Genomic DNA, 23,030 nt, shown 5'->3' with positions numbered 1-23,030 from the left:
AAGCTACGCCGATTTCCGTCCGCGCTGCCAGCGCATTTCGGTGACGTTTCACGCCGTGGACTTCCGCCGCTTCGGATGAGTCGCCCGGCACCGCCCGATTTAGATCGAAAACCGATATATTTCGTTTTTATCGCAAACACTTAGATGCCAAGTAACCATGTTTACCGTAATTTTACGTAGTCCATAGTGACAAGTTGATGTTCTCTGTTGAAACAGATAATCGTTGAGGTTAGTGCACGCCCATCCAATGGAGTGATCTATGTCCGAAGATAACACCGACCTGAGCCCACTCGAACTGGCAACCGAACTCACGATTGCTTGGCTGGGTAATCCGAATACCCGGATTTCGGCCGAAGAGGTTCCGGCGTTTCTCGGCAAGATGCACGAGACGGTGTCGTCGCTGCTGGGCACGACGACCGAAGCCGAGCCCGTCGAAGCGCCGGTCGAGTACACGCCTGCGGTTACCGCACGGAAGTCGCTGGCGTCGAAGGATCACATCATCTCGATGATCGACGGCAAGTCGTACAAGACCTTGCGCCGCCACCTCGCGACGCATGGCATGACGCCGGCCGAGTATCGCGAACGCTATGGCCTGAAGCCCGATTACCCGATGGTCGCCGAGAATTATTCGGAAAGCCGCCGCGCGATGGCCAAGAAGATCGGTCTCGGCCGCAAGCCCGGCGCGCGCAACGCCGACGCGGCCCCCGCCGGCGCCGCCGCGGCCCCGCGCAAGCGCAAGACGGCAGCCGCCGCCGAATAGGCGCGTCGATCCGTACCGGATGCAAAAAGGCCGGCGGGGGTTCCCGTCGGCCTTTTTCGTGATGCCGGGGTTCCGGCTCGACCTTCCGTTCGTGCTGAGCGAAGTCGAAGTACAGCGTCCAGGGTACCGCGTTCGGGGACAGGGCCCTTCGACTGCGCTCAGGGCGAACGGGATTGGGAAACCCCTCCACCTCCTGGGATGACGAGGTCGCTAGCTGCGGAAACTGCCGCGTCGGTACAGCAGCGTGATCGCCACCCGCCGGTTGCGCGGGTCGGTCGGCGCGTCCTTGATCAGCGGTTCGCGGTTGGCGACGCCCTCGATCCGTTCGAAGCGCTCCTCGGGCGTGCCGCCCTGCAACAGCCGCCGCCGCGTCGCCTCGGCGCGGCCCGACGACAGCATCCAGTTGTTCATCGCGCGCGGATCGCCATACGGCACCGCATCGGTATGGCCGCGGATCATGATCGGGTTGGCCGAACTGCGGATCGTCTCCGCGATCATCCCGATCAGCTCGCTCGCCTGCGGGTCGAGCGCGGTGGTGCCGAGCGCGAACATCGAATAATCGGCGTCGTCGACCAGGTCGATCCGCATCCCCTCCTGCGTGGGCACGAAGCGGACATGACTGGCGAGGCCCGCGAGCTTGGGCGCCTTGGCGATCTCGGCCAGCACCTTGCGCCGCATCGAATCGAAGTTCTTGCGATCCTCGGCGGCGAGCGTCGGGTTGTTGAGCTGGCCCTTGGGGCCGGTACCGGTGTTCTCGCCGCCCTGCCCGCTGAGCGGCATCGCGATCGACTGCATCATGGTCTGCCCGGCATGGGGCCCGAGCTTGTTCTTGCTCAGCAGCGATTCGCCACCGAGCAGGCCACCGCCGCCGACGCCGAGCGAGCGCGTGTCCATCAGCGTCGGCGCGAAATAGTCGGCGATGCCGCGGCGCTGCTTCTCGGTGGTCGCGCCGAGCAGCCACATCAGCAGGAAGAACGCCATCATCGCGGTCACGAAATCGGCGTACGCGACCTTCCAGGCGCCGCCGTGATGGCCGCCATGCCCTTCGATATAGATCTTCTTGTAGATGATCTTGGGGGGCACGTTCGCCCCGTGCGGTGCGCGTGCCATCTCAGCGACCCCTCAGACCGTCGAACACCTCGGCGAAGCCGGGCTGGTTGCTGTGCGCGATGCCCGAGCGCGCCGCCTCGATCACCAGCGGCTGCGGATGGCCGTGCAGCGAGGCGATGATGATCTGCTTGACCACGCCATAGATCGCCGCGTCGGCGTCGATCACCTGCTTCAGCCGGTTGGCGAGCGGCGCGACGACCCCGTAAGCGAGCAGAACGCCCATGAACGTGCCGACCAGCGCCGATCCGATCATCGCGCCGAGGATCGACGGCGGCTTGTCGATCGAGCCCATCGTCTTCACCACGCCGAGCACCGCGGCGACGATGCCGAGCGCGGGGAGTGCGTCCGCGAGGCTGGTCAGCGTGCTGTGCGGCCCCTCGACCTCGTGGTGGTGCGTCTTGATCGCGTTGTCCATCACGTCCTCGACCGCATGGACGTCGAGCGTCCCCGACGACACCACGACCAGGCGCAGCGTGTCGGCGATCAGGTTGACCAGCGAATGGTCCTTCAGCAGTTTCGGATATTCGGCGAACAGCGCGGACGACTGCGGATCCTCGACATGCGGTTCGAGTGCCATCGGGCCCTCCATCCGCAACATCTTCATCAGCTTCGACACCAGGAAGATGACGTCGAGATAGTCCTGCTTGGTATATTTCGGGCCCTTGAAGACCTTGGCCAGACCGCCGCCGACGGCCTTCAGTTCCTTGCCCGAATTGCCCATGATCAGCGCGCCGGCCGCGGCGCCGCCGATGATCAGCATCTCGTGCGGGATGGCCTCCATGACGGGGCCCAGCGCACCGCCGGTAAAGGCGAAACCGCCGAATACCATGACGAGCAGGACGACAAAGCCGATCGCGGCAAACATGGTGTGAAATTCCCCCTGCGCGGCCGGGATCGGCTGGTACGCGCGACGTTAACCGGATTTGGTAGCCAAGCGGTTACCAGCCCGCTCGATTCAGAACGTGGTCACTTCAGGTAATTGAAGAGCGACAGCGACGAGAGCTTGGTGAAGCTGGCCGAGGTCGCGTTGAGGATCGTCATCTGCTTCTGCAGCTCGACGGTCGCGGCGACGACATCGGTATCCTCGATCCCCGACCGCGTTTCCTCGCGATCGGTGGCGATGTCCTTCTGCGCGGCCTGTTGCAGGTCGACGCGCGCGGCGCGAGCGCCGAGCGACGCCTGCATCGCGGTCACCTGCGTGCCCGCCGCCGACAGGTCGTCGATCGCGGTCGCACCGGCCGTGCCGAGGTCCTCGCCCGACTGCAGCGCGGCGGCGAGCCCGGCGATGACGCTCAGCGCATCCTTGTCGCCGAATTTCAGCACGCGCGACGCGGTCTCGCCCGCCTGCACGGTCTGACCGTCACCGATCGGAATCGGCGACGGCGCGGTTTCGGCATAGCTGTAGCGGCCGTCGGCGGTCCTGGTGACCGCCGCGCCGCCATCGGCACCGCCGAACAGCGGCTGGCCGCGCAGGTCCTTGATGTTGGCGAGGCCCGCGATCGTGTCGGCGATGCCGCTCAGCTGCTGGCCGATGACCGCGCGCTGCGACGCGTTCAGCGTGCCGTTGTTCGCCTGGATCGCGAGTTCGGACGCCTTTTGCAGCTGCGTGGTCATCGCCGACAGCGTGGTGTCGGCCTGTTGCAGCAGCGACGCCGCCATCGTCAGGTTGGCGTCGTACGACTTGCCGTCCGCGGTCGAGCGGCTGAGCCCGGCGAGGCGCTGATACGCGACCGAATCGTCCGACGGCGCCTGGAACTTCTTCGTCGACGCGATCTGCGTGTTGAGCGCGTCGGTCTTCGCGCTCGTCGAGCCGATCGCGTTCGCGGCACGGTCGTAGAAGACGCTGGTGGAAATCTGCATGGTCATGACTGGGTCATCACTGGATCTGGAGGATCGACTGGAAGGTCTCGCGCGCGACCTGGATGATCCGGCTCGACGCTTGGTACGCCTGCTGGAAGCGCATCAGGTCGACCGCTTCGTTGTCGAGCGACACGCCCGACACCCCGTCGCGCGCGCTGATGGCACCATCGCGGATCGCGCCCTGCGCATCGGCGACCGTCTTGCGCTGCGCCAGCGCGGCGGCGTTGGTCGCGATCACCGCGGTGTTGCCGGCCTCGAACCCGCCGCTGACGCGGACCGCCTGCAGCGCGGCGAGGTTCGACGCGTCGCGCGCGCTGCCGGTGGCGCTCGCGGCGGCGATGCCGCGCGGATCGGTCAGCGCGACGCGGATGTCGAGCGGCGAGCCGCCGGTCGCGAACAGTGCGGTTCCGGCATTGCCGTCGAGATCGCGGCCCTGTGCTTGGACGGCGTTGACCTGGCTGGTGAAGCTGGTGGCGAGATCGCCGAGCGCTTCGGTCGCGTCGGCGACACGCTGCGCGCCGTCGGCGATGCCCGCGAGTGCGCCGCCCGAGGGAGTCATCGACGCGACGGTGCCGGCGCGGATCACCGCGAACGACACCTGCCCCGTGGCGCTGCGTTCATAGGCGACGCTGCCCGCTTCGTTGCCGGCGACGAGCACCGGCCCCGAATCGCCGCCGACCTTGACGGTGGCGCGGCCGGCCGAATCCATCGTCGCGGAGACGTCGACGATCGCGCTCATCTGTTCGAGCAGCTGGTCGCGCTGGTCGGCGAGGCCGGCGGCGGCACCGGTCCCTGCTTGCGTGCGGGCGAGCCCGTCATTGACCTTGGCGAGCGCGGCGCCGAGCGCGCCCAGGCTCTGCGTCGCCTGGGTGGCGGTCGCGTCGAGCGTGGTCGCGACGGTGCCGAGCGCGGTGCCGGTCGCGGTGAACGCCGCGGCGAGCGAGGTCGCGCCCTCCAGCATCGTCGCGCGCGACGCGGTCGAGGTGGGATCGGCGGCGAGCGCGGTCGCCGAATTGAAGAAGCTGGTGAGCTGCGTGCCGAGCTTGTTGCCGGTCAGCGCGCTCTGGATGCCGTCGAGCCAGGTCGATCCGGCCTCGGTACGCGCCAGGTCGGCGCTCGACGATCGGACCGCGGCGTTGCGGAACGCGTCGGCCGCGCGGTTGATGCCGGTGGCGACGACGCCGCTGCCGCTGTTCAGCGCTGTCGATGTCAGGCTGGTGCCGGCCGCGCCGACTTCCTTCAACGAGACCGTACGGCGCGAATAGCCGGCGACGCCGGTATTCGCGATGTTCTCGGATACGGTCGACAGCGCGCTCTGATACGCGTTGACGCCGCTCGCCCCTATCGACAGCAGGTCGCTCATTTGATCGGTTCTGGCGGAACAGAGTTAAGATCGGATTGCGATTTGGCGAGGAATTCGGTCATCGCCTTGCCGATCCCCATCGGCGCATGCTCGGCCATCGACTGCGCGACCTGTGCGTCCTGCATCTCGGTGAAGGTGTCGATCGCCTTCGAATCGAACAGCGGGTTGGCGAGTTTCGCCTGCCGCATCGATTTCAGCATCAGGCCGTCGAACACCGCCTCGAACTTCTCGCCCGCCTTCTTGAGGTTCTCCGAAGACTTCAGCCGACTCGTGTCGACCGAGATCCCGCCGGTGGCGCCGATCACGCCGCTCACAGGACGATCAACTCGGCACGCAGCGCGCCGGCTTCCTTGAGCGCTTCGAGGATCGCGACCAGGTCTGCAGGCGACGCGCCGATCGCGTTCACCGCTTTCACGATGTCGGACAGCTTCGGGCCGGGGTTCATCAGGAACATCGGGCGCTTCTCCTCTTCGACGGCGACCGCGGATTTCTGCTGCATCGCGGTCTGGCCCTGGCTGAACGGCGCGGGCTGGACGATCTGCTGGCTCTCGTCGATGCGGACCGTCAGCTTGCCGTGCGTGACCGCGGCGGGGCTGACGCGCACCGCCGAGTTGATCACGACGGTACCGGTGCGCGCGTTGACGATCACCTTTGCCGAGGCTTCGGCCGAGGTGGCGTCGAGATTCTCGATCTCGCTCATCAGCGTCGCGCGGACGTCGGCGCCGGCGGGCGCGCGGACCGCGACCGAGACCGCGTCGATGGCCTGCGCAGTGCCGAAGCCGAGGCGCTGGTTGATCGCCGCGGCGACGTTCTGCGCGGTGGTGAAATCGGCACGCTGCAGGTTGAAGGTCAGCATCGGCGCGGTCTCGAACCCGGTCGCGACCGCACGCTCGACGGTCGCGCCTTCCGGGATGCGGCCGGTCGAGGGGATGTTGACGACGATCTTGGAACCGTCGGCGCCTTCCGCCCCGAGCCCGCCGACCGCGAGGTTGCCCTGCGCCATCGCGTACACCTGGTTGTCCGCGCCGAGCAAAGGCGTCAGGATCAGGCTGCCGCCGCGCAAGCTCTTCGCCTTGCCCATCGACGCGACGGTGATGTCGAGCCGCTGGCCGGGCTTGGCGAACGGCGGCAGCTCGGCGGTGACGAGCACCACCGCGGCGTTCTTCATCGACGGATTGGCGCCCGGCGGCAGCTGCAGCCCGAAGCGCGAGGCGACGGCTTTGAGCGACTGCACGGTGTATTCGAGATTGTCGTCGCCGGTGCCGGGCAGGCCGACGACGATGCCGTAGCCGGTCAGCTGGTTGGCGCGGATGCCCTGGAACCCGCCCAGGTCCTTGATCCGGTCGGCGTGCGCCGGGGCGGCAAGCGCGAGGCCTGCGAGCAGCGCGAGGAAATAGCGGATCATCAGAACGGGCTCACGACGGAGAAGAAGCGGCCGAGCCACCCCTGGCGGCTGGCGCGCGCGACGTCGCCCTTGCCGGTATAGGCGATCTGCGCATCGGCGACGCGGGTCGACAGGATGCGGTTGTTGGCGTCGATGTCGGCGGTGCGCACGAGGCCCTTGATCTGGACGAACTCGTCGCCGCGGTTGAGCGTCACGCGCTTCTGCCCCTGCACCAGCATCGTGCCGTTGGGATAGCTCGCGGCCACCGTCACGGTGATCTCGCCCGACAGCGAGTTCGACTGGTCGGCCGCGCCCTGACCCGTGAAGCCACGCGACGCGCCGCCCGACAGCGCGCCCGACTTCAGAAACGACAGCGGACCCGAGACCGGCGGGGTCACGCCGATGCTGCCGTCCGAGTTGAGTTTCGACGCCGACGACTTGCTCGCGGCGGTCCGCTCGACCAGCACGATCGTCAGCGGGTCGCCGACGCGGCGCGCGCGCCAGCCCTCGTAGAGCGGCGCATAGCCGTCTGCGACCTGGAAGATCGAGCCGTTGGCGGGTGCCGGCGGCGGCGCCATGACGGGGGCGTGCGCGGCCGAGAAATCGACCGGCGGCGCCTTCTTGCCGAACAGGCCGGCATCGGCGGGGTACGGCGCGAGCGCGGCGAGGACCAGCGCGCCAGCGGCGACGCCGAGGCCGATCTCGATCCAGTGGACGCCGAGGCGGAAGGGGGTGCGGCTGGCCATCAGACGTTCTGGTTGATGTACTTGAGCATGTCGTCGCTGGCCGAGATCATCTTCGAATTGACCTCGTAGGCGCGCTGCGTCTCGATCATGTCGACGAGTTCCTCGACGACGTTGACGTTCGACGCCTCGAGCATCCCCTGGCGGATGTTGCCGCGGCCCTCCTGCCCGGCGATGCCGAGATTGGCCGCGCCGCTCGCTGCGGTCTCGGCGAGGTAGTTGTCGCCCTTCGCCAGCAGCCCCGCTGCGTTCGGGAAGCTCGCGACCTGGATCTGGCCGATCTGCGACGGCTCGGTCTGCCCGGCGACGGTCGCCGACACGGTGCCGTCGGTGCCGATCGTGATCGCGGTCGCGCCTTCGGGAACGGTGATGCCGGGCTGGACCTGATAGCCCTCCGACGTCACCAGCAGGCCCTCGGCAGACCGCGAGAAATTGCCCGCGCGGGTATAGCCGAGCTCGCCGCCCGGCAGCTGCACCTGGAAATAGCCATTGCCGTCGAGCGCGACGTCGAGCGAATTGCCTGTGGTCGACAGCGACCCCTGCGTATCGATCCGCTCGGTGCCCTGGACGCGCACGCCGGTGCCGAGGTTGAGCCCGGTCGCATATTTCGTCTCGGCGGTGCTCTGCGCGCCGGGCGTGGTCACGACCTGATAGGCGAGCGTCTCGAACGCCGCCCGGTCCTTCTTGTACCCGGTGGTGTTCACGTTCGCGAGGTTGTTCGAGATGACGCGCATCCGCATGTCCTGGGCGTCGAGCCCGGTGCGTGCGATGTGCATTGCTGCGCTGCTCATGGCTTCTTCCCTTAGCTCGGCAGGCGCATCAGCGATGCACCGCCCTCATCCATGTCCTTGGCCGACTTCAACAGATTGGCCTGGACTTCGTAGTTTCGCTGGTTTTGGATCATGTCGACCAGCGCCTGCGTGATGTTGACGTTCGATCCCTCGAGCGCACCGCCGACGACCTTGCCCTCGGCATCCTCGGGCAGCGCGCCGCCGCCCTGGACGTGGAGCAGATTGTCGAGCCCCTTCGAGGTCAGCGACCCCTTGGTGCTGGCGAGCTTCAGCTTGTCGAGGATCTGCGGCGCCTTGGCGTCGCCGCCCTCGGGGACGATCGAGATCGTGCCGTCGCCCGAGATCGAGATCGAGGTATAGGGCGGGATCGTGATCGGGCCCGAGGCACCGATCACCGGATGGCCGTCGCCGGTCTGCAGCACGCCCGACGGCGCGACCTGCAGGTCGCCGCGGCGCGTATACGCCTCGCCGCCATCGGCCGCCTGTACCGCGAGCCAGGTATCGGTGCCGTTGAGCGCGACGTCGAGCGGACGCCCGGTCTGCTGGATCGCACCCGGCGAGGTGTCCGACGAGGTCACTTCCTCCGCGGTCGGCGAGCGCGTCTCGAGCGTGCCGCCGCCCTTCAGGTCGATGCGGTCGAACACCACGCGGTCGGCGCGGTAGCCGATGGTCGACACGTTCGCCATGTTGTTGGCGGTGACGGCCTGCGCGGCCATCAACGCCTTCAGCCCGGTCGCCGCGGTATAGACAAGCTTGTCCATCTAGATGTCCCCGCCCGCTCTATCAGCTCTGGATGTTGTAGATGGTGTCGGTGATCTTGTTCTGCGTATCGAGCGCCTTGCTGTTCGCCTGAAAGTTGCGCTGCGCCGAGATCAGCGCGACGAGTTCGGCGGTGATGTCGACGTTCGATCCCTCGAGCATGCTCGACTTGAGCTGGCCGAAGCCGCTGTCGCCCGACCCGCCCATCGTCGGCGCGCCCGAGATGCCGGTCGCGGTCCAGTAGTTGTCGCCCTGCTGGCGCAGCCCCGTCGGATCGGTGAAGTTGGCGAGCGCCACCTTGCCCAGCGCCAGGGTGTCGCCGTTCGAAAAGCTGGCGCTGATCACGCCCGCATCGTCGACCGCGACGCTCTGCAGCTTGCCGACGCTCGCGCCGTCCTGGCTGCGGCTGGCGACCGAGAAGGCCGACGCGGTCTGCGTCGTGCCCGCCAGGTTGAGCGACAGCGTCTGCGCCGTCCCGCCCAGCGGCGTGAACGCATCGTACGCGACCGCAGCGGCCGGCGTCGCCATCTTGCCCGCGGCATCGAAGATGACCGGCACGCCGGCCGAGCCGCCCGCGGTGAGCGCGGTGTCGCCGACATAATTGTACATCGTCCAGGCATTGACCTGCGTCGCCGTGCCATCGGCGTTGGCGGTGGCGGGATCGCGGACGAAATAGCTCGTCATCGTCTTCGCATTGCCCGCCGAGTCGTAGATCGTCGTCGCGGTCGCGCTGTTGTAGCTCGACGCGTCGAGGCGGCTGAACGCCGTCGTCGCGGGCGCCTTCGCCGCCGCGCTCAGGTTGGTCGCGAGCGTCACCGCCTTGGTCGCGACGGGCGTGCCGCTGGTCTCGGGCAGCTGGACGCTGGTCAGCGTGGTGCCGGTGGCGCCGCCCGAGGCGTCGACCGGGAACGCCTGCAGCGCGTTGCCCGAGCTGTCGACGATGGTACGGCTGTTGTCGACCTGGAACGCGCCGTTGCGCGTGTAGTTGACGTTGCCGCCGGCGCCTGCCGACTTCACCGTGAAGAAGCTGTCGCCCGAGATGGCGAGGTCGAGCGCGGACGAGGTCGCGGTCAGCGAGCCTTCGCCGAACTGCTGGCGGTTGGCCTGCACGACCACGCCCGACCCGATCATGTGGCGGGGATCGAGCGCGACGTTCGACGCGATGACGTCGGCGAACGTCGCCTGGCTCTTCTTGAAGCCGTTGGTCGCGACGTTGGCGATGTTGTGCGAGATCACCGACATGTCGGTCTGTGCTGCCTGGAGCCCGCTGAGCGAAGTGTAGAAAGTCATGAAGGCGTGCTCCTGCTTAGCCGATCGAGCGAACGGCGGAGAGTTGGACCGAGCCGAGGCCGGTCACGGAAAGGACGGGGTTGCCCGAGGCCGGCGTCGAGACGGACTCGACCGGCGCCCAGACCAGCGATTTCGCGGCGACGGTCGCGCCGTTGTTGGCGGCGGCGACCTCGACCTTGAACGGGCCCGCGCCGGCGTCGGTGCCGGCCGCGGTCTTGCCGTCCCAGTCGTAATTGACCGTGCCGCCCGACTGCGCGCCGAGCGACAGCGTGCGCAGCACCGATCCGTTGGCGTCCGAGATGTTGACGACGACGTCGGTCGCCGCAGCGCCCAGCTCGACCGCACCGGCGATCCCGCCGCTCGACCGCGGATAGGCGGTGCCGCCCTCGGTCAGAACGGTCTTGCCGACATAGCCCATCGCGTCCGACGACGAGGTCGCGTTGAGCTTCGCCGCGATCGCCTTCAGCGTCGAGTTCATGTCGGCGATGCCGGACGTCGCCGACATCTGCGCCATCTGCGCGACCATCTGCGTGTTGTCGACTGGGCTGAACGGATCCTGGTTCTTCAGCTGCGCGGTCATCAGCTTGAGGAAGTCGGACTGGTTCAGGCCCTGCGAGTTGCTCGCGGCCGGCGTCGGGGTCGCCGTCGCGGTGCGCGCGATGCCGAGGCTGCCCAGCGTGGTGTCGAAATCGCTCATCAATTGCCCATCTTCAGCGTGTCGATGATCAGCGACTTGGCGGTCTGCATGACTTCGACGTTGTTCTGGTAGGTGCGCGCGGTCTCCATCATGTCGACGAGCTCGCGCGACTGGTCGACCGCGGCGTCGAAGACGTTGCCGTCCTTGTCCGCCATCGGGTTGGCGGGGTCGTAGCGCTTGGTCGGGCCCTCGCCCGCGCTGACGATGCGCTCGACATCGACCGTGGCCATGCCGGTCGCGCGGTCGAAGCTGGTGCGGAACACCGGCTTCATCGTGCGATAGGCGGTGGCCTCGGTGCTCGACGAGCTGCCGGCATTGGCGAGGTTGGACGCGGTGGTGTTCATCCGCACGAGCTGCGCGGACATCGCGCGGCCTGCGACCTGGAAGATCGTCATCGGCTGGTTCGACATCTTATTCGCCCTTCAGCGCGCGGGTGATCGTGCCGATGCGCCCTTTGAGGAACGACAAGGTCGTCTGGTACTGGACCGCATTCTCGGCGAACGCGGTCTGCTCCTGGTTCAGCTCGACGGTGTTGCCGTCCATCGAGGTCTGGTTGGGCACGCGGTATTTCACGGCGCCGGCGAAACCGTCATCGTTGTTCTCCATCGCGGCGAGCGCGGTCGAGAAGTCGACGTCGCGCGCCTTGAAGCCCGGCGTCGACGCGTTCGCGATGTTCGATGCGAGCAGCCCCATGCGCTGCGAACGCACCTCGAGCGCCGCGCCATGAACTCCGAAAAGCGTGTCTCCTGCCACGGGGTGGCTCCTTACGTGAATGTCCTGCCGGGGTACAAGCAATGGTCGTGCCAGTTTCGGCTGGCGGCGTCGGGGACGTGCGGCGGCGGCGGGCGGCAGGCGCGAGCGGCAAGCGATTGCCGGTCGTGGCGGCGGGGTTGCCGGAGGTTGCCGGTGCGCGGCGGGCCCCGCCTCCCGCCTCCACCCCACCCCGCCCCGCTCGTCATCCCAGCGAAGGCTGGGATCTCTCGCGGCAAGGGCGGCACGTCAGCCACGGGAGACCCCAGCCTGCGCTGGGGTGACGGGTGGGGGGGCGGGGGAGGTGACGGGCGGTGACTGAGCGGAAGCCGGAGCGGAGGCGCCGCCCCACCCCTTCCGTCACCCCGGACTTGGTCCGGGGTCCACCGCGCCGCACATCCCGGACGGGAGAGCGCGCGGCACGGTGGATGCCGGACCAAGTCCGGCATGACGAGGGGGATTTCGGCATGACGGGGGGATTTCGGCATAACGGAAAGCCGCCCCCCCCCGCACGACGCACCGCACTTGGCCCGCATCTTGCTGAACGCTACGCATGAGCACAGATTCCCTCGCCCTTGTCGGCGAACTCCTCGACCCCGCCGCGCTCGCCATCGTCTGTGGCGGCACCGTGCTCGCGGTCGCGCTGCGCACTCCGCTCGGCGAGCTCACCCGTGCGGTCGGCGCGCTGCGGACGCTCGGCCGGACACGCTTCGATGCCGAGCCGCTGCTGCAGCAGATCACCGCGCTCGACCGGATCGCCAAGCGCCACGGCGCGCTGGCGCTCGACCGCTCGGTGATCGCCGATCCCGACGTCAAGGCGGCGATCGCCGCGATCGTCGACGGCGCGGGCGGCGACGCGGTGCGCACCCTGGTCGACCATCGCCGCCAGGCGCGCGTCGAGCGCCATCTGGCGGTTGCCGATATCTGGTGCGGCGCGGCCGAGGTCGCGCCGGCGATGGGGATGGTCGGCACGCTGATCGGCCTCGCCCGGATGTTCGCGACGATGAGCGATCCGTCGGCGATCGGCGGCGCGATGGCGATCGCGCTGCTCGCGACGCTGTACGGCGCGCTGATCGCGAACCTGATCGCATCCCCGATCGCCACTCGCCTGCGCGCCGCCGCGCGCGCGGAAGCGTTCGAACGCGCGCGGATCGTCGCGCCGCTGGCTGCGCTCGCCGAGCGCGAGGTGCCGCGCGCACCCTCCGTCCAGCCGTTCGCGAACGTCGCATGACCGAGTTCGACTTTCCCGCCGCGCCTGCCGGGCGGCCGCTCTGGCTGATCACGCTCGCCGACCTCGCATTGCTGCTGGTCGGCTTCTTCGTGCTCGTGCAGGCGACGCAGCATGTCGATCGCCGGGCGCTTGCCGACGGGTTCCGCGCGGGCTTCGGCGCGGGGGTCGACCAGCGCACCGAACAGGCTATCCCGGTCGCTGCGGCAGGCATGATGAACTTCGCCGCCGGGTCCGCGACGCTGCCCGGCAGCGGCGACGGCCTGGTCGCCTGGGCACGCGAGGCCGCGCGCGATCCGCGCGTGATGCTGACGGTGACCGGATCGGTCGACGGATCGCCCGGCGACGTCGATCCCGCGACCGGCAGCGGCGCGGTGCTCGCCGCCGACCGCGCGCGCGTCGTCGCTGCGCTGCTTGCCGCGGTGGTGCCGCCCGGCCGGATGATGATCACGACCACGACGCATGCCGGCCACCGCGCCGCGATGGTCAACCAGGGGTTCGCCGGTGCGGCCCCCGAACCAACTCGATGATGGAGATACCGATGTTCCGCGCACTCCTGCTGACGCTGCTGCTGCCGGCCACCCCTGCCCTGGCGGCAGGCTTCCAGGACACCACCGGGCTCGACCGCGCGGTGTCGGCCTTTGCCGGCCATGCGATCGGCGACGAGGGCGGCGCGCGCGCGCCGGTGGATGCACGGCTGAAGCTCGCGCAATGCCCGACCGTCGCGCTGTCGTGGCGGACGCCCGCGCACGACGCGGTAGTGATCGCCTGTTCGGGTCCCGACTGGAAGATCTACGTGCCGATGCGCGCGTCGGTAACGCCGGTCGGCGAGCCCACCGTCGTGACGATGGCGGTCGCCAAGGGCCCGCCGGTGATCAAGCGCGGCGATCCCGTGGTGATCGAGGCGGCCTCGGCCGGGTTCCAGATTTCGCGCGAGGGCATCGCGATGGGCGACGCCGCGGCCGGCGCGCGGCTGCTGGTCAAGGTCGGCGATGCCCGCACGCCGGTCCAGGCGATCGCGCTGGCGGACGGTCGCGCGACGCTGCCGGGCTGGGGTCAATAAGGCCTAAACTTATCGGCTGACCGGCCGTTCCTACCCTTGTCGGGGTCATCCGAGGGGTGCGGTCATGGTAGAATCGATAGGGGCAAGGCTGACGACGGGACCGACCGCGGTGGTTCGTGCCGTGCGCGAGACGCCGACCGTCGCGACCGCGGCGACCGCGGCATCGCAGCCGAAAGCTGTCTCCACGATGGCCGCCGACATGGCCGCGGCACCGCCGGTCAACACCGACCGCGTCGCGGAAATCAAGCAAGCGATCAAGGACGGGCGCTATCCGATCATGCCGGCGCGCATCGCCGACAGCCTGATCGCCCTCCGCCTCGAATGGAAGTCCAGCAATGAACCCCAGTCATGAACAGGCGTGATGCCCTGATCCGCGTGATCGACCTCCTCCACGCCGAGATCGCCGCGCTGAAATCGAACGACGTCGCCGCCCTCGAGCGCGCGACGCGCGAGAAGCTCGTCGCAATCGACGCGATTGCCGCAACCGGCGACGCGCCGGCCGGCCCCGACATCCGCGAGCTCGCCGACGAGGCCAACCGCCTCAACGAGACCTGCCGCATCTATACCAACCTGATGGCGGCAAATGTCCGCCGCCGCCTGCAAATGCTGACCGGTGCTGCCGGTAACGGCTATGGCCGCGGCGTCGCCGGCGCCTACGCCTAAGCCGTAACCCGCGCCTGACGGGAGTTGGCACGGTCCTTGCTGAATGATCCCCCGAACAGGGGCTCAATCCGCGACCATGACCGTTTCTCCGATCACTACCAGCCGCGTCCAGTCGGCGATCGCCGCCGCCAGCAGCAAGACCGGAATCGACTTCCAGTATCTGCTCGGCCAGGCGAAGCTCGAATCGGGCCTGCAGACCAACGCGCGCGCGGCGACATCGTCGGCGTCGGGGCTGTACCAGTTCATCGAGCGCAGCTGGCTGTCGGTGGTCAAGCAGCACGGCGCCGATCACGGCCTCGGCTGGGCGGCGAACGCGATCAGCAGCAGCAACGGCCGGCCGAGCGTTGCCGACCCGGCCATGCGGCAGGCGATCCTCGCGCTGCGCAACAATCCCGACGCGGCATCGCTGATGGCCGCCGAGCATGCGTCGGACAACAAGACCGCGCTCGAAAACACGCTCGGCCGCACCGCGACCGGCACCGACCTGTACATGGCGCATTTCCTGGGTCTCGGCGGCGCGAAGAAGTTCCTCGGCGCGCTGCAGTCGTCGCCCGGCCAGTCGGCCGCCGCGCTGTTCCCCGCCGCCGCCGGCGCCAATCGCGGCGTCTTCTACGCCTCGAACGGCCAGCCGCGCTCGCTGTCCGACGTCTATAGCCGCTTCGCCGCCAAGCTCGGCGCGGGTGCGGCCGACAGCGGCACGGGCGCTGGAGCAGATGGGGCCACCCAGACCGCGCTCGCCGCGCGCAGCTTCGACATGGGCGACGCCACCGTCATCACCGGCGGCAACGAGAGCACGCAGGACGCGATGGCCTGGGCCAGCGCGGCGATCGGCAAGTTCCGCTCGGGCGCGACCCCGCAACAGGCCGCGGCCAATCTGATGCGCCCGACTCCCGACACCGCGCGGCTCGCCTACATGATGCTCGCGAGCATGGGGGGCTGACGCCATGACCAAGATCCTCCCGAACCTGCGCGCGTCCGCGCTGCCGATCGCGATCCTGCTGCTCGTCGTGCTGATGGTCGTGCCGATCCCGGCCGCCATGCTCGACGTGTTCTTCATCGCCAACATCGCGATCAGCCTCGCCGTGCTGATGGTGTCCTTGAACGCGCAGAAGCCGCTCGACTTCTCCGCCTTCCCGACCGTGCTGCTGTTCGCGACCCTGTTCCGCCTCGGCCTCAACGTCGCCTCGACGCGCGTCGTGCTGGTCCACGGGCACGAGGGCGAGGCCGCGGCGGGTCACGTGATCGAGGCGTTCGGCACCTTCCTGATCGGCGGCGACTATATCGTCGGGCTGTTCGTCTTCTCGATCCTGATCATCATCAACCTGATCGTCGTCACCAAGGGCGCCGGTCGCGTCTCCGAAGTGTCCGCGCGCTTCACGCTCGACGCATTGCCCGGCAAGCAGATGGCGATCGACGCCGACCTCAACGCCGGCCTCATCACCCCCGACGAGGCCAAGCAGCGCCGCATCGACACCGCGACCGAGGCCGAATTCTACGGCTCGATGGACGGTTCGTCCAAGTTCGTGAAGGGCGACGCGGTCGCCGGCCTCCTGATCCTCGCGACCAACATCATCGGCGGGCTGATCCTGGGCCCGGTCAGCCACGGCATGTCGATCGGCGATGCCGCGCACAATTACGTGCTGCTCGCGATCGGCGACGCGCTCGTCGCGCAGCTGCCGTCGCTGATGCTCTCGATCGCCGCCGCCGCGATCGTCACGCGCGTCACCTCGACGCACGATCTCGCCGGCCAGATCGGCAGCCAGTTCGGTAGCCCGCGCACCTGGACCCCGGTCGCCGTCATCCTCGGGCTGCTCGGGCTGATGCCCGGCATGCCGCATTTCGTGATCCTGCCGATGGCGGCGATCGCGGGGTTCGCGGCGTGGAAGCTGCGCCAGATCGCCGCGCGCCCGGTCATCGTCGCCGCCCCGGTGGTCGAGGCGGCCGACCCGTCGCGGATCGGCTGGGACGAGGTCAGCGACGCGATGCAGATCAACATCGACATCGGCTACGGCCTGGTGCCGCTGGTCGACGAGCGCCGCGGCGCGCCGCTGATGGGCCGCGTCACCGGGGTGCGCCGCCAGCTGTCGAAGGAACTGGGCTTCGTCGTGCCGCAGGTGAGGATCCGCGACGACATCAACCTGCCGCCGCACCTCTACCGCATCCTCGTCAACGGCGTCGTCGTCGGCGAGGACGTCGTGTCGCCCGACGAGATGCTCGCGCTCGATACCGGCACCGCGTTCGGCGAACTCTACGGCAAGAAGGCCAAGGACCCGACCTTCGGGCTCGACGCGACCTGGATCGCGCCGGGCGATGCCGATGCCGCGACCGGCGCGGGTTTTCTCGTCGTCGATCCCGGCACCGTGGTCGCGACGCACCTCAACCATGCGCTCGGCCAGAACGCCGCCGACCTGCTCGGCACCGACGAGGTCCAGTCGCTGCTCGACGGTCTCAAGGAGCGCGCCGCGCAGCTCGTCGCCTCGCTCGCGCCGTTGCCGCTCACCACCCTCACTCAAGTCTTGAAGGGCCTGCTCGTGGAGAATGTTCCGCTCAAGGAGTTCCGCCGGATCGCGTCCGCCATCGCGGTGGCGGCGCAGAAGACGCAGGATGCCGACGAGATCGTCGAGCTGATCCGGCCGCAGCTCGGCGCGCTGATCATCCAGAAACTGTGCGGCGTGCGCGAGCCGCTGCGCGTGATGACGCTGGAGGGTCAGCTCGAAGGGCTGCTCGGCCAGGCCGCGCGCGCCGACACCTCGCGCCGCCACGTGATCGAACCCGATCTCGGCCGCCGCATCGTCGAGGCGCTGCAGCGCGCCGCGCAGCCGCTGATCGCCGACGCCAAACCGTTCGCGCTGGTCGTCCAGCCAGCGATCCGCGTCGCGATCCGCAAGCTGGTGAAGACCTGCCTGCCCGACACCCCCGTGATGAGCTTCTTCGAAGTACCCGAGGAGAAGGCGGTCGAGGTCGTCGCGGTGATCGGCACGCCGATGGCGCTGGCGGCATGAGCGCGATGCCGATGCAGTCCGCGTTCGCGAACGCGACACCCGTCCCGGGCCCGATCCCCACGCCGCTCGCGACGATCGTCGGGCAGCCGCTCACCTATCGCCCGGGCCAGCGCCCCGGCGGCGATCCCAACGCGCTGATCCGCGAACACCTGCCTTTGGTCCGCCGGATCGCGTGGCACGTGCATGGCAGCATGAGCAATCTGGTCGAGGTCGACGACCTGGTCCAGGTCGGGTTGGTCGCTTTGGTCGAGGCGTCGGCGACGTTCGAGGACCGCGGCGGCGCGACCTTCCGCCAATATGTCTCGCAGCGATTGCGCGGCGCGATGATCGACGAGCTGCGGCGCCAGGCGACGACGACGCGCGGCGCGATGCGCCGACGTCGCGCCTACGCCGCCGCGGTGAAGACGCTGACGGGCCCGAGCGGCGAGAAGCCGACCGAGGCGATGCTCGCCAAGACGCTCGACGTCTCGGTCGAGAAGCTGCGCGCGGATTATGCGACCGCGGACGCGATCAAGTTCGAATCGGTCGACGATCTCTACGCCGACGACCTGCCCTGGTTCGCCGACGACACGCCGAGCGCGTTCGACCAGCTCGCCGATTCGGAGATGCGCGACGCGCTGATCGCCGCGATCGCCGCGCTGCCGACGCGCGCCGCGCAGGTGATCCAGATGTATTATGTCGACGAACTCAATCTCGAGGAGATCGGGCAGGTCCTCGGCGTCGGCGCCGCGCGCGTCTGCCAGATCAAGAAACAGGGCTATGACGCGCTGAAGAAGGCGCTCGCCGGCCAGCGCTGAGACGGGGCCGGAAACGGGGGGGGCCGGACCGGTTCTGGCCCCCTCTCCCGCACGCGCCTATATATAGAGCGTATGCTGACCGCGCTCCACCACGTCGCCGTGATCTGCACCGACTATGAGCGCTCGCGTCGATTCTATGTCGAGACGCTGGGTCTCGCGCTGATCCGCGAAGTGTACCGCGAAGAGCGCCAGTCGTGGAAAGCCGACCTCCGGATCGGCGCGTCGCAGCTCGAACTCTTCTCGTTTCCCGCACCCGCGATGCGCCCCTCCTATCCGGAGGCGACCGGGTTGCGGCACCTGGCCTTCTCGGTCGACGACCTCGATCCGGTGATCGCGCGGCTGGTCGATGCTGGCATAGCCGTCGAGCCGATCCGCATCGACCCCTATACCGACCAGCGCTTCACCTTCTTCAGCGACCCCGACGGCCTCCCGCTGGAGCTGTACGAACACCGCTGACTTCTTAGCCCTCTCCCGCCTTCGCGGGAGAGGGTTGGGTGAGGGTCTTCCTTCTTGCCGCCTCCCGATCCTGGTTCGCACCGAAATACCCCGCCCGTCGTAAGACCCGCCGCCATGCCGCGCGGACGACGGTTCTCGAGGGACCCGGCTACCCCGTGTCACGCTCGCTGGACCAACGACGCGATCGCAAATCGCGACGTCGTGCCCGAAACCAACCTCGCCGCGCTGCGAGCGCGGTGCGGTAGAGGAAGACCCTCACCCAACCCTCTCCCGCGAAGGCGGGAGAGGGCTTAGACAGCACGCACGAAACCCCCGGTGGCGCATCGCCACCGGGGGTCTGTTGCGACCAAACCAGGTCCGGTCGGCCCGGCACCCCAATTTGGGGGCGCGGTGCCGGGACTTAGCTGGGAATTACTGGCCGAGCAGCTTGAGGACGCTCTGCGTGCTCTGGTTCGCCTGGCTGAGCATCGCGGTCGAAGCTTGGCTCAGGATCTGTGCCTTGGCGAGCGCGGTGGTCTCCGACGAATAGTCGGTGTCCTCGATCCGGCTGCGCGCGTCCGACAGGTTGGTCGCGTTGCTGGTCAGGTTGTTGACCGCCGACTGCAGCTGGTTCTGCGTCGCACCCAGGCTGGAACGGCGGTTGACGACGTTGGCGATCGCCGTGTCGTACGCCTCCAGCGTCGTCGCGACCACGGCGGGCGTGGCGCCCCCGGTCAGCACGCCTTCGACGCCGCTGGTGGTCAGCAGATTGCCGCCCAACTGCATGTTGATCCGGTCCGATGTGTTGGCGCCTGCCTGGATCGACACGACGCCGTTCGTTCCGGCGGTACCGGTAAACAAAGGCTGGCCGTTGAATTTGGTGTTGGTGAGCACGTTGGTGATCTGCGTCGCCAGCGCGGTCTGCTCGGCGGCGATGTTCGCAACGTCGGTGGGCGAATAGGTGCCGTTGGTCTTCTGGACCTGAAGCTCGCGCATCCGCTGCAGGTTGTTGGTCACCTCGTCGAGCGCGCCTTCGGCGGTCTGCGCCATCGAGATGCCGTCGTTTGCGTTGCGGATGCCCTGGTTCATGCCGGCGACCTGCGAAGTCATCGACGCGCTGATCGCGAGGCCGGCGGCATCGTCCTTTGCGCTGTTGATGCGCTTGCCGGTCGACAGGCGCTGCATCGCGATCGACAGGGCGGACTGCGCGCTGTTCGAGGCATTCGAAGCGCGTAGCGCGCTGACATTACTGTTGATTACCGTCATGTCGGGTCTCCGTCACGGCTGGCTCTCCGGCACCCCCAAGGCAAAGGACAAGCCACCACCAGCTGTAACGGCCGGGCGGAACGGACATTTAGTAAAAAATTTCGGACGCGGTTTTGCTGCCGGATAAAATCCCCGGCGCAACCGCGCCGGGGATTTCATACCATGCCCGACCGTGACCGGTGGGCAGGGCGGCTCCGGCACCCTTGGGGGGGAACCGGCGCCGGAGCCTAGCTCGCTTGGATTACTGGAGGAGCTTCAGGACACTCTGCGTGCTCTGGTTCGCCTGGCTCAGCATCGCGGTCGATGCCTGCGAGAGGATCTGCGCCTTGGCGAGCGCGGTCGTCTCCGCGGAGTAATCGGTATCCTGGATCCGGCTGCGCGCGTCCGACAGGTTGGTCGCGTTGCTGGTCAGGTTGTTGACCGCCGACTGCAGCTGGTTCTGTGTCGCACCCAGGCTGGCGCGGCGGTTCGTGATCGACGCGATGGCATCATCATACTGCTCCAGCGTGGCACTTGCCTTTACGCCAGTCACCCTCTCATCGATCGTCGTGGTCGTGGTGTCGTCGGTAGCGACTCCCTTCCGAACGATAGCGGCCATGGCCGTGCTCGTCAGCAGGTCCGCACCCAAGTTGAGCTGGATCGCATCCGATGCGTCAGCGCCAGCCTGGATCGTGACCGACAGCGCCGTTGTGGGCGCACCATCCGCGCCGGCAAACAGGGACTGACCGTTGAACTTGGTGTTGGTCAACACGTTGGCGATCTGCTGCGAGAGCGCGTTCTGCTCGGCGGTGATGTTCGCCTTGTCTTCGGGCGAATAGGTGCCGTTGGTCTTCTGGACTTCGAGTTCGCGCATCCGCTGCAGGTTGTTGGTGACCTCGTCGAGCGCGCCTTCTGCCGTCTGCGCCATCGAGATGCCGTCATTGGCGTTGCGGATGCCCTGGTTCATGCCGCGGATCTGCGAGGTCATCGACGCGCTGATGGCGAGGCCGGCGGCGTCGTCCTTCGCGCTGTTGATGCGCTGGCCGGTCGAGAGGCGCTGCATCGAGGTCGACAGCGCCATCTGCGCCGACGTGGAAGCGTTCGAAGCGCGCAAGGCGCTGACATTGCTGGCGATCACGGTCATTTCAAAGTCTCCATCTAGCTCTGCGGTCCCCCCGTTTCCGCTTTGGAACCGAGCCGCTGAATGCAGTAACGGCCGGCAACCGGCAGGATTTAGCCGGCAACCGCACATTTCTTGCCGGTCGCTTGCCGGTCTTGCCGGTCTCGTGCCCGCCTCACGCCCGCCTCACGTGCGTATACGGGCGGGCCTCGCGCGCGTGTGACGCGGCGGCACGCGCGCCCGGAAAAATGTTGCCGGCAGGGCTGCCGACTTAACCGGTCGTTTACCACCAAACTCTATTTGGATGAGGAACAAGGGAGCAAGCAATGCGTTCGATCCAGCCGTCTCAAACCGTGATGAAGCGCAAATATGCTTTGCTCTCTTCTTTGCGGGCGCAGGGCGTCACCGTACGATTGGACAATACTGCTTCCATATCGACGGACTATCTCCTCGTCGCCGAGGGCGAAGAGGTGGTGGATGCGACTCGGACGATGATCGTCGGCGAGACCGGGTGCCTGGTGGTGCCGGCGCGCGACGGCCAGCCGGCCCGCCTGTCCTATGGTCCCGCCGATTCGGCGGTCGGCAACGGCTTTGCCCGCGCGATGCTCGCCGGCCCCGACCTGCCGACCGCCGCCGATCCCGAGAGCCTCGCGCTGCTGGCGCTCGCCGAGCGCGTCGCCGCCTCCGACATCACCGTGCTGATCAACGGCCCGACCGGCACCGGCAAGGAAGTGCTCGCACGCACCATCCACGCCAATTCGGCGCGCGCGGCCAAGCCGTTCATCGCGATCAACTGTGCAGCCCTGCCCGAGACGATGCTCGAGGCGCTGCTGTTCGGCCACCAGAAGGGTGCGTTCACCGGTGCGTCGTCGGGCGGCGAGGGCTTCTTCCGCGCGGCCGACGGCGGCACCATCCTGCTCGACGAGATCGCCGAGATGCCGATCCAGCTGCAGGCCAAGCTGCTGCGCGTGCTGCAGGAGCGCGAGGTCGTGCCGATCGGCGCCTCGGTCCCCCAGCGCATCGACGTCCGCATCATCGCCTGCGCCAACCGCGACCTCCAGGACGAAGTCGCCGCCGGCCGGTTCCGTTCGGATCTCTATTATCGTCTCGCGGTGTTCCCGCTGACCACCAAGCGCCTGGCCGAACGCCGCCAGGACATCCCCGCGCTCGCCGCGACGATGATCCTGCGCCATGCCGGCAACCGCAGCACGATTCCCTGGCCGACCGCCGAGGCGATCGACGCGCTCGGCCGTCACGACTGGCCGGGCAATGTCCGCGAGCTCGAGAACGTCATCCAGCGCGCGCTGCTGTTCGCCGCCGGCGACACGATCGACGCCGGGCACATCGTGTTCGACCGCGCGGTCGCACCCGCCCCGATCGCACGCCCGATCACGGGCCCGGGCGCCGAAGCCAACGACACCGAGACCCTCGGCAACATCGTCCAGATGAGCGAGTTCGCGGCGATCCGCGAGACTCTGCGCGCGTGCGGCGGCAGCCGGATCGAGACCGCGCGGCGGCTGGGCATTTCGGAGCGCACGCTGCGCTACCGCCTCGCCAAGGCGCGCGAACAGGGTGAGGACATCACCCGGGCCGTCTCCGCATGAGTATCGGCGGCGTCGGGGGAATGGGCGGCGGCGCGATGAGCGTCGACCGGGTGATGCAGCTTCGCGCGCAGATCCTGGAACGCAACGAGGCGCTGACCCGCGCCAACGCCAGCGCGAGCGCGGCTGCACCGACCTCTGCGCAGCCGACCAGCTTTGCCGACACGCTCGGCGACGCGCTGAAATCGGTCAACGAGGGCCAGACCCAGGCTGCCAAGCTCAGCGAAAGCTACGAGCGCGGCGAGACGGTCGACATCGCGAAAGTGATGCTCGCCCGCCAGCAGGCGTCGGTCGGCTTCGAGGCCACGTTGCAGGTCCGCAACAAACTGCTGTCCGCCTACAAGGACATCATGAGCATGCCGGTGTAAT

27 protein-coding genes are annotated in these 23,030 nt (G+C 68.2%); 12 read left to right on the top strand and 15 right to left on the bottom strand.

All coding sequences use genetic code 11. From position 1 onward, the window contains the following. The first annotated feature begins 259 nt into the window (after positions 1-259). Entirely contained in the window at positions 260-760 is a 501-nt protein-coding gene (locus tag FSB78_RS17055; protein WP_147083740.1) for a Ros/MucR family transcriptional regulator, read from the top strand. 210 nt (positions 761-970) lie between these two features. On the opposite strand, the gene FSB78_RS17050 is transcribed toward FSB78_RS17055, so the two are convergent. The 13 genes from FSB78_RS17050 to FSB78_RS16990 all read right to left on the bottom strand — a co-directional run bounded on the left by FSB78_RS17050 (position 971) and on the right by FSB78_RS16990 (position 11,510). Further along, positions 971-1,870: a flagellar motor protein MotB gene (locus FSB78_RS17050; RefSeq protein WP_147083739.1), complete on the bottom strand. Its 900-nt coding sequence runs from the start codon at positions 1,868-1,870 to the stop codon at positions 971-973. Position 1,871: 1 nt separating this feature from the next. After that, positions 1,872-2,735, bottom strand: a complete 864-nt coding sequence (gene motA / locus FSB78_RS17045) for a flagellar motor stator protein MotA (RefSeq protein ID WP_147083738.1) — start codon at positions 2,733-2,735, stop codon at positions 1,872-1,874. A gap of 101 nt (positions 2,736-2,836) precedes the next feature. After that, positions 2,837-3,736 carry a flagellin N-terminal helical domain-containing protein gene (locus FSB78_RS17040; RefSeq protein ID WP_242008368.1) on the bottom strand — a complete coding sequence of 300 codons (900 nt, stop codon included), beginning with the start codon at positions 3,734-3,736 and terminating at the stop codon, positions 2,837-2,839. Between the two features lie 10 nt (positions 3,737-3,746). Continuing rightward, positions 3,747-5,093 (bottom strand): flagellar hook-associated protein FlgK, encoded by a 1,347-nt coding sequence (gene flgK, locus FSB78_RS17035; protein ID WP_147083737.1) that lies wholly within the window; start codon positions 5,091-5,093, stop codon positions 3,747-3,749. After that, a complete protein-coding gene (locus FSB78_RS17030) occupies positions 5,090-5,407 on the bottom strand; it encodes a rod-binding protein (RefSeq protein WP_147083736.1) in 318 nt (105 codons plus the stop codon). Before FSB78_RS17030 ends, flgK begins: the two co-directional genes overlap by 4 nt. After that, complete coding sequence (locus FSB78_RS17025) at positions 5,404-6,498, bottom strand: flagellar basal body P-ring protein FlgI (RefSeq protein ID WP_147083735.1); 1,095 nt, start codon at positions 6,496-6,498, stop codon at positions 5,404-5,406. The genes FSB78_RS17030 and FSB78_RS17025 overlap by 4 nt, the downstream gene beginning before the upstream one ends. Continuing rightward, complete coding sequence (locus tag FSB78_RS17020; RefSeq protein WP_147083734.1) at positions 6,498-7,223, bottom strand: flagellar basal body L-ring protein FlgH; 726 nt, start codon at positions 7,221-7,223, stop codon at positions 6,498-6,500. The genes FSB78_RS17025 and FSB78_RS17020 overlap by 1 nt, the downstream gene beginning before the upstream one ends. Further along, positions 7,223-8,011 carry a flagellar basal-body rod protein FlgG gene (gene flgG, locus FSB78_RS17015; RefSeq protein WP_147083733.1) on the bottom strand — a complete coding sequence of 263 codons (789 nt, stop codon included), beginning with the start codon at positions 8,009-8,011 and terminating at the stop codon, positions 7,223-7,225. The genes FSB78_RS17020 and flgG overlap by 1 nt, the downstream gene beginning before the upstream one ends. 11 nt (positions 8,012-8,022) lie before the next feature. After that, a complete protein-coding gene (locus FSB78_RS17010) occupies positions 8,023-8,772 on the bottom strand; it encodes a flagellar basal body rod protein FlgF (RefSeq protein WP_147083732.1) in 750 nt (249 codons plus the stop codon). Positions 8,773-8,794: 22 nt separating this feature from the next. Then, complete coding sequence (locus tag FSB78_RS17005; RefSeq protein ID WP_147083731.1) at positions 8,795-10,060, bottom strand: flagellar hook protein FlgE; 1,266 nt, start codon at positions 10,058-10,060, stop codon at positions 8,795-8,797. Between the two features lie 16 nt (positions 10,061-10,076). After that, positions 10,077-10,757: a flagellar hook assembly protein FlgD gene (locus FSB78_RS17000; RefSeq protein WP_338419983.1), complete on the bottom strand. Its 681-nt coding sequence runs from the start codon at positions 10,755-10,757 to the stop codon at positions 10,077-10,079. Continuing rightward, positions 10,757-11,167 carry a flagellar basal body rod protein FlgC gene (gene flgC / locus FSB78_RS16995; RefSeq protein WP_147083729.1) on the bottom strand — a complete coding sequence of 137 codons (411 nt, stop codon included), beginning with the start codon at positions 11,165-11,167 and terminating at the stop codon, positions 10,757-10,759. Before flgC ends, FSB78_RS17000 begins: the two co-directional genes overlap by 1 nt. Before the next feature lies 1 nt (position 11,168). After that, the gene (locus tag FSB78_RS16990) at positions 11,169-11,510 is read right to left on the bottom strand and encodes a flagellar basal body rod protein FlgB (protein WP_147083728.1); all 342 of its coding nucleotides are present in this window, start codon (positions 11,508-11,510) and stop codon (positions 11,169-11,171) included. A 550-nt stretch (positions 11,511-12,060) separates the two neighbouring features. On the opposite strand from FSB78_RS16990, the gene FSB78_RS16985 reads away from it, so the two are divergent. The 9 genes from FSB78_RS16985 to gloA2 all read left to right on the top strand — a co-directional run bounded on the left by FSB78_RS16985 (position 12,061) and on the right by gloA2 (position 18,716). Next, complete coding sequence (locus tag FSB78_RS16985; RefSeq protein WP_147083727.1) at positions 12,061-12,738, top strand: motility protein A; 678 nt, start codon at positions 12,061-12,063, stop codon at positions 12,736-12,738. Further along, positions 12,735-13,265: a flagellar motor protein MotB gene (locus FSB78_RS16980; RefSeq protein ID WP_147083726.1), complete on the top strand. Its 531-nt coding sequence runs from the start codon at positions 12,735-12,737 to the stop codon at positions 13,263-13,265. Before FSB78_RS16985 ends, FSB78_RS16980 begins: the two co-directional genes overlap by 4 nt. Before the next feature lie 11 nt (positions 13,266-13,276). Next, a complete protein-coding gene (locus FSB78_RS16975; protein ID WP_147083725.1) occupies positions 13,277-13,798 on the top strand; it encodes a flagella basal body P-ring formation protein FlgA in 522 nt (173 codons plus the stop codon). Between the two features lie 64 nt (positions 13,799-13,862). Further along, on the top strand, positions 13,863-14,150 hold the full coding sequence (gene flgM, locus FSB78_RS16970) for a flagellar biosynthesis anti-sigma factor FlgM (RefSeq protein ID WP_147083724.1): 288 nt from the start codon (positions 13,863-13,865) through the stop codon (positions 14,148-14,150). After that, complete coding sequence (locus tag FSB78_RS16965; protein WP_147083723.1) at positions 14,147-14,461, top strand: flagellar protein FlgN; 315 nt, start codon at positions 14,147-14,149, stop codon at positions 14,459-14,461. The genes flgM and FSB78_RS16965 overlap by 4 nt, the downstream gene beginning before the upstream one ends. Before the next feature lie 76 nt (positions 14,462-14,537). Then, complete coding sequence (locus FSB78_RS16960; RefSeq protein ID WP_147083722.1) at positions 14,538-15,401, top strand: lytic transglycosylase domain-containing protein; 864 nt, start codon at positions 14,538-14,540, stop codon at positions 15,399-15,401. Between the two features lie 4 nt (positions 15,402-15,405). Then, positions 15,406-17,463 (top strand): flagellar biosynthesis protein FlhA, encoded by a 2,058-nt coding sequence (gene flhA / locus FSB78_RS16955; protein WP_147083721.1) that lies wholly within the window; start codon positions 15,406-15,408, stop codon positions 17,461-17,463. Continuing rightward, positions 17,460-18,260: a sigma-70 family RNA polymerase sigma factor gene (locus tag FSB78_RS16950; RefSeq protein ID WP_147083720.1), complete on the top strand. Its 801-nt coding sequence runs from the start codon at positions 17,460-17,462 to the stop codon at positions 18,258-18,260. Before flhA ends, FSB78_RS16950 begins: the two co-directional genes overlap by 4 nt. 75 nt (positions 18,261-18,335) lie before the next feature. After that, entirely contained in the window at positions 18,336-18,716 is a 381-nt protein-coding gene (gloA2, locus tag FSB78_RS16945) for an SMU1112c/YaeR family gloxylase I-like metalloprotein (protein ID WP_199743299.1), read from the top strand. A 411-nt stretch (positions 18,717-19,127) separates the two neighbouring features. Here gloA2 and FSB78_RS16940 read toward each other — a convergent pair whose 3' ends face one another. Together FSB78_RS16940 and FSB78_RS16935 are read right to left on the bottom strand one after the other, a co-directional pair. After that, a complete protein-coding gene (locus FSB78_RS16940; RefSeq protein WP_147083718.1) occupies positions 19,128-19,961 on the bottom strand; it encodes a flagellin N-terminal helical domain-containing protein in 834 nt (277 codons plus the stop codon). Between the two features lie 241 nt (positions 19,962-20,202). Next, complete coding sequence (locus FSB78_RS16935) at positions 20,203-21,084, bottom strand: flagellin N-terminal helical domain-containing protein (RefSeq protein WP_147083717.1); 882 nt, start codon at positions 21,082-21,084, stop codon at positions 20,203-20,205. 302 nt (positions 21,085-21,386) lie between these two features. Here FSB78_RS16935 and FSB78_RS16930 point away from each other — a divergent pair, with 302 nt between their 5' ends. After that, positions 21,387-22,664, top strand: a complete 1,278-nt coding sequence (locus FSB78_RS16930; RefSeq protein WP_147083716.1) for a sigma-54 interaction domain-containing protein — start codon at positions 21,387-21,389, stop codon at positions 22,662-22,664. Next, positions 22,661-23,029, top strand: coding sequence for a flagellar hook-basal body complex protein FliE (gene fliE, locus FSB78_RS16925; protein WP_147083715.1), 369 nt, complete (start codon positions 22,661-22,663; stop codon positions 23,027-23,029). Before FSB78_RS16930 ends, fliE begins: the two co-directional genes overlap by 4 nt. Position 23,030: the final 1 nt, after the last annotated feature.

This window comes from Sphingomonas ginsenosidivorax (assembly GCF_007995065.1).
In the GTDB taxonomy this organism is placed as follows: domain Bacteria; phylum Pseudomonadota; class Alphaproteobacteria; order Sphingomonadales; family Sphingomonadaceae; genus Sphingomonas; species Sphingomonas ginsenosidivorax.
The sequence above is the reverse complement of the archived record's forward strand: the minus strand, read 5'-3'. Positions and strand labels throughout refer to the sequence as shown.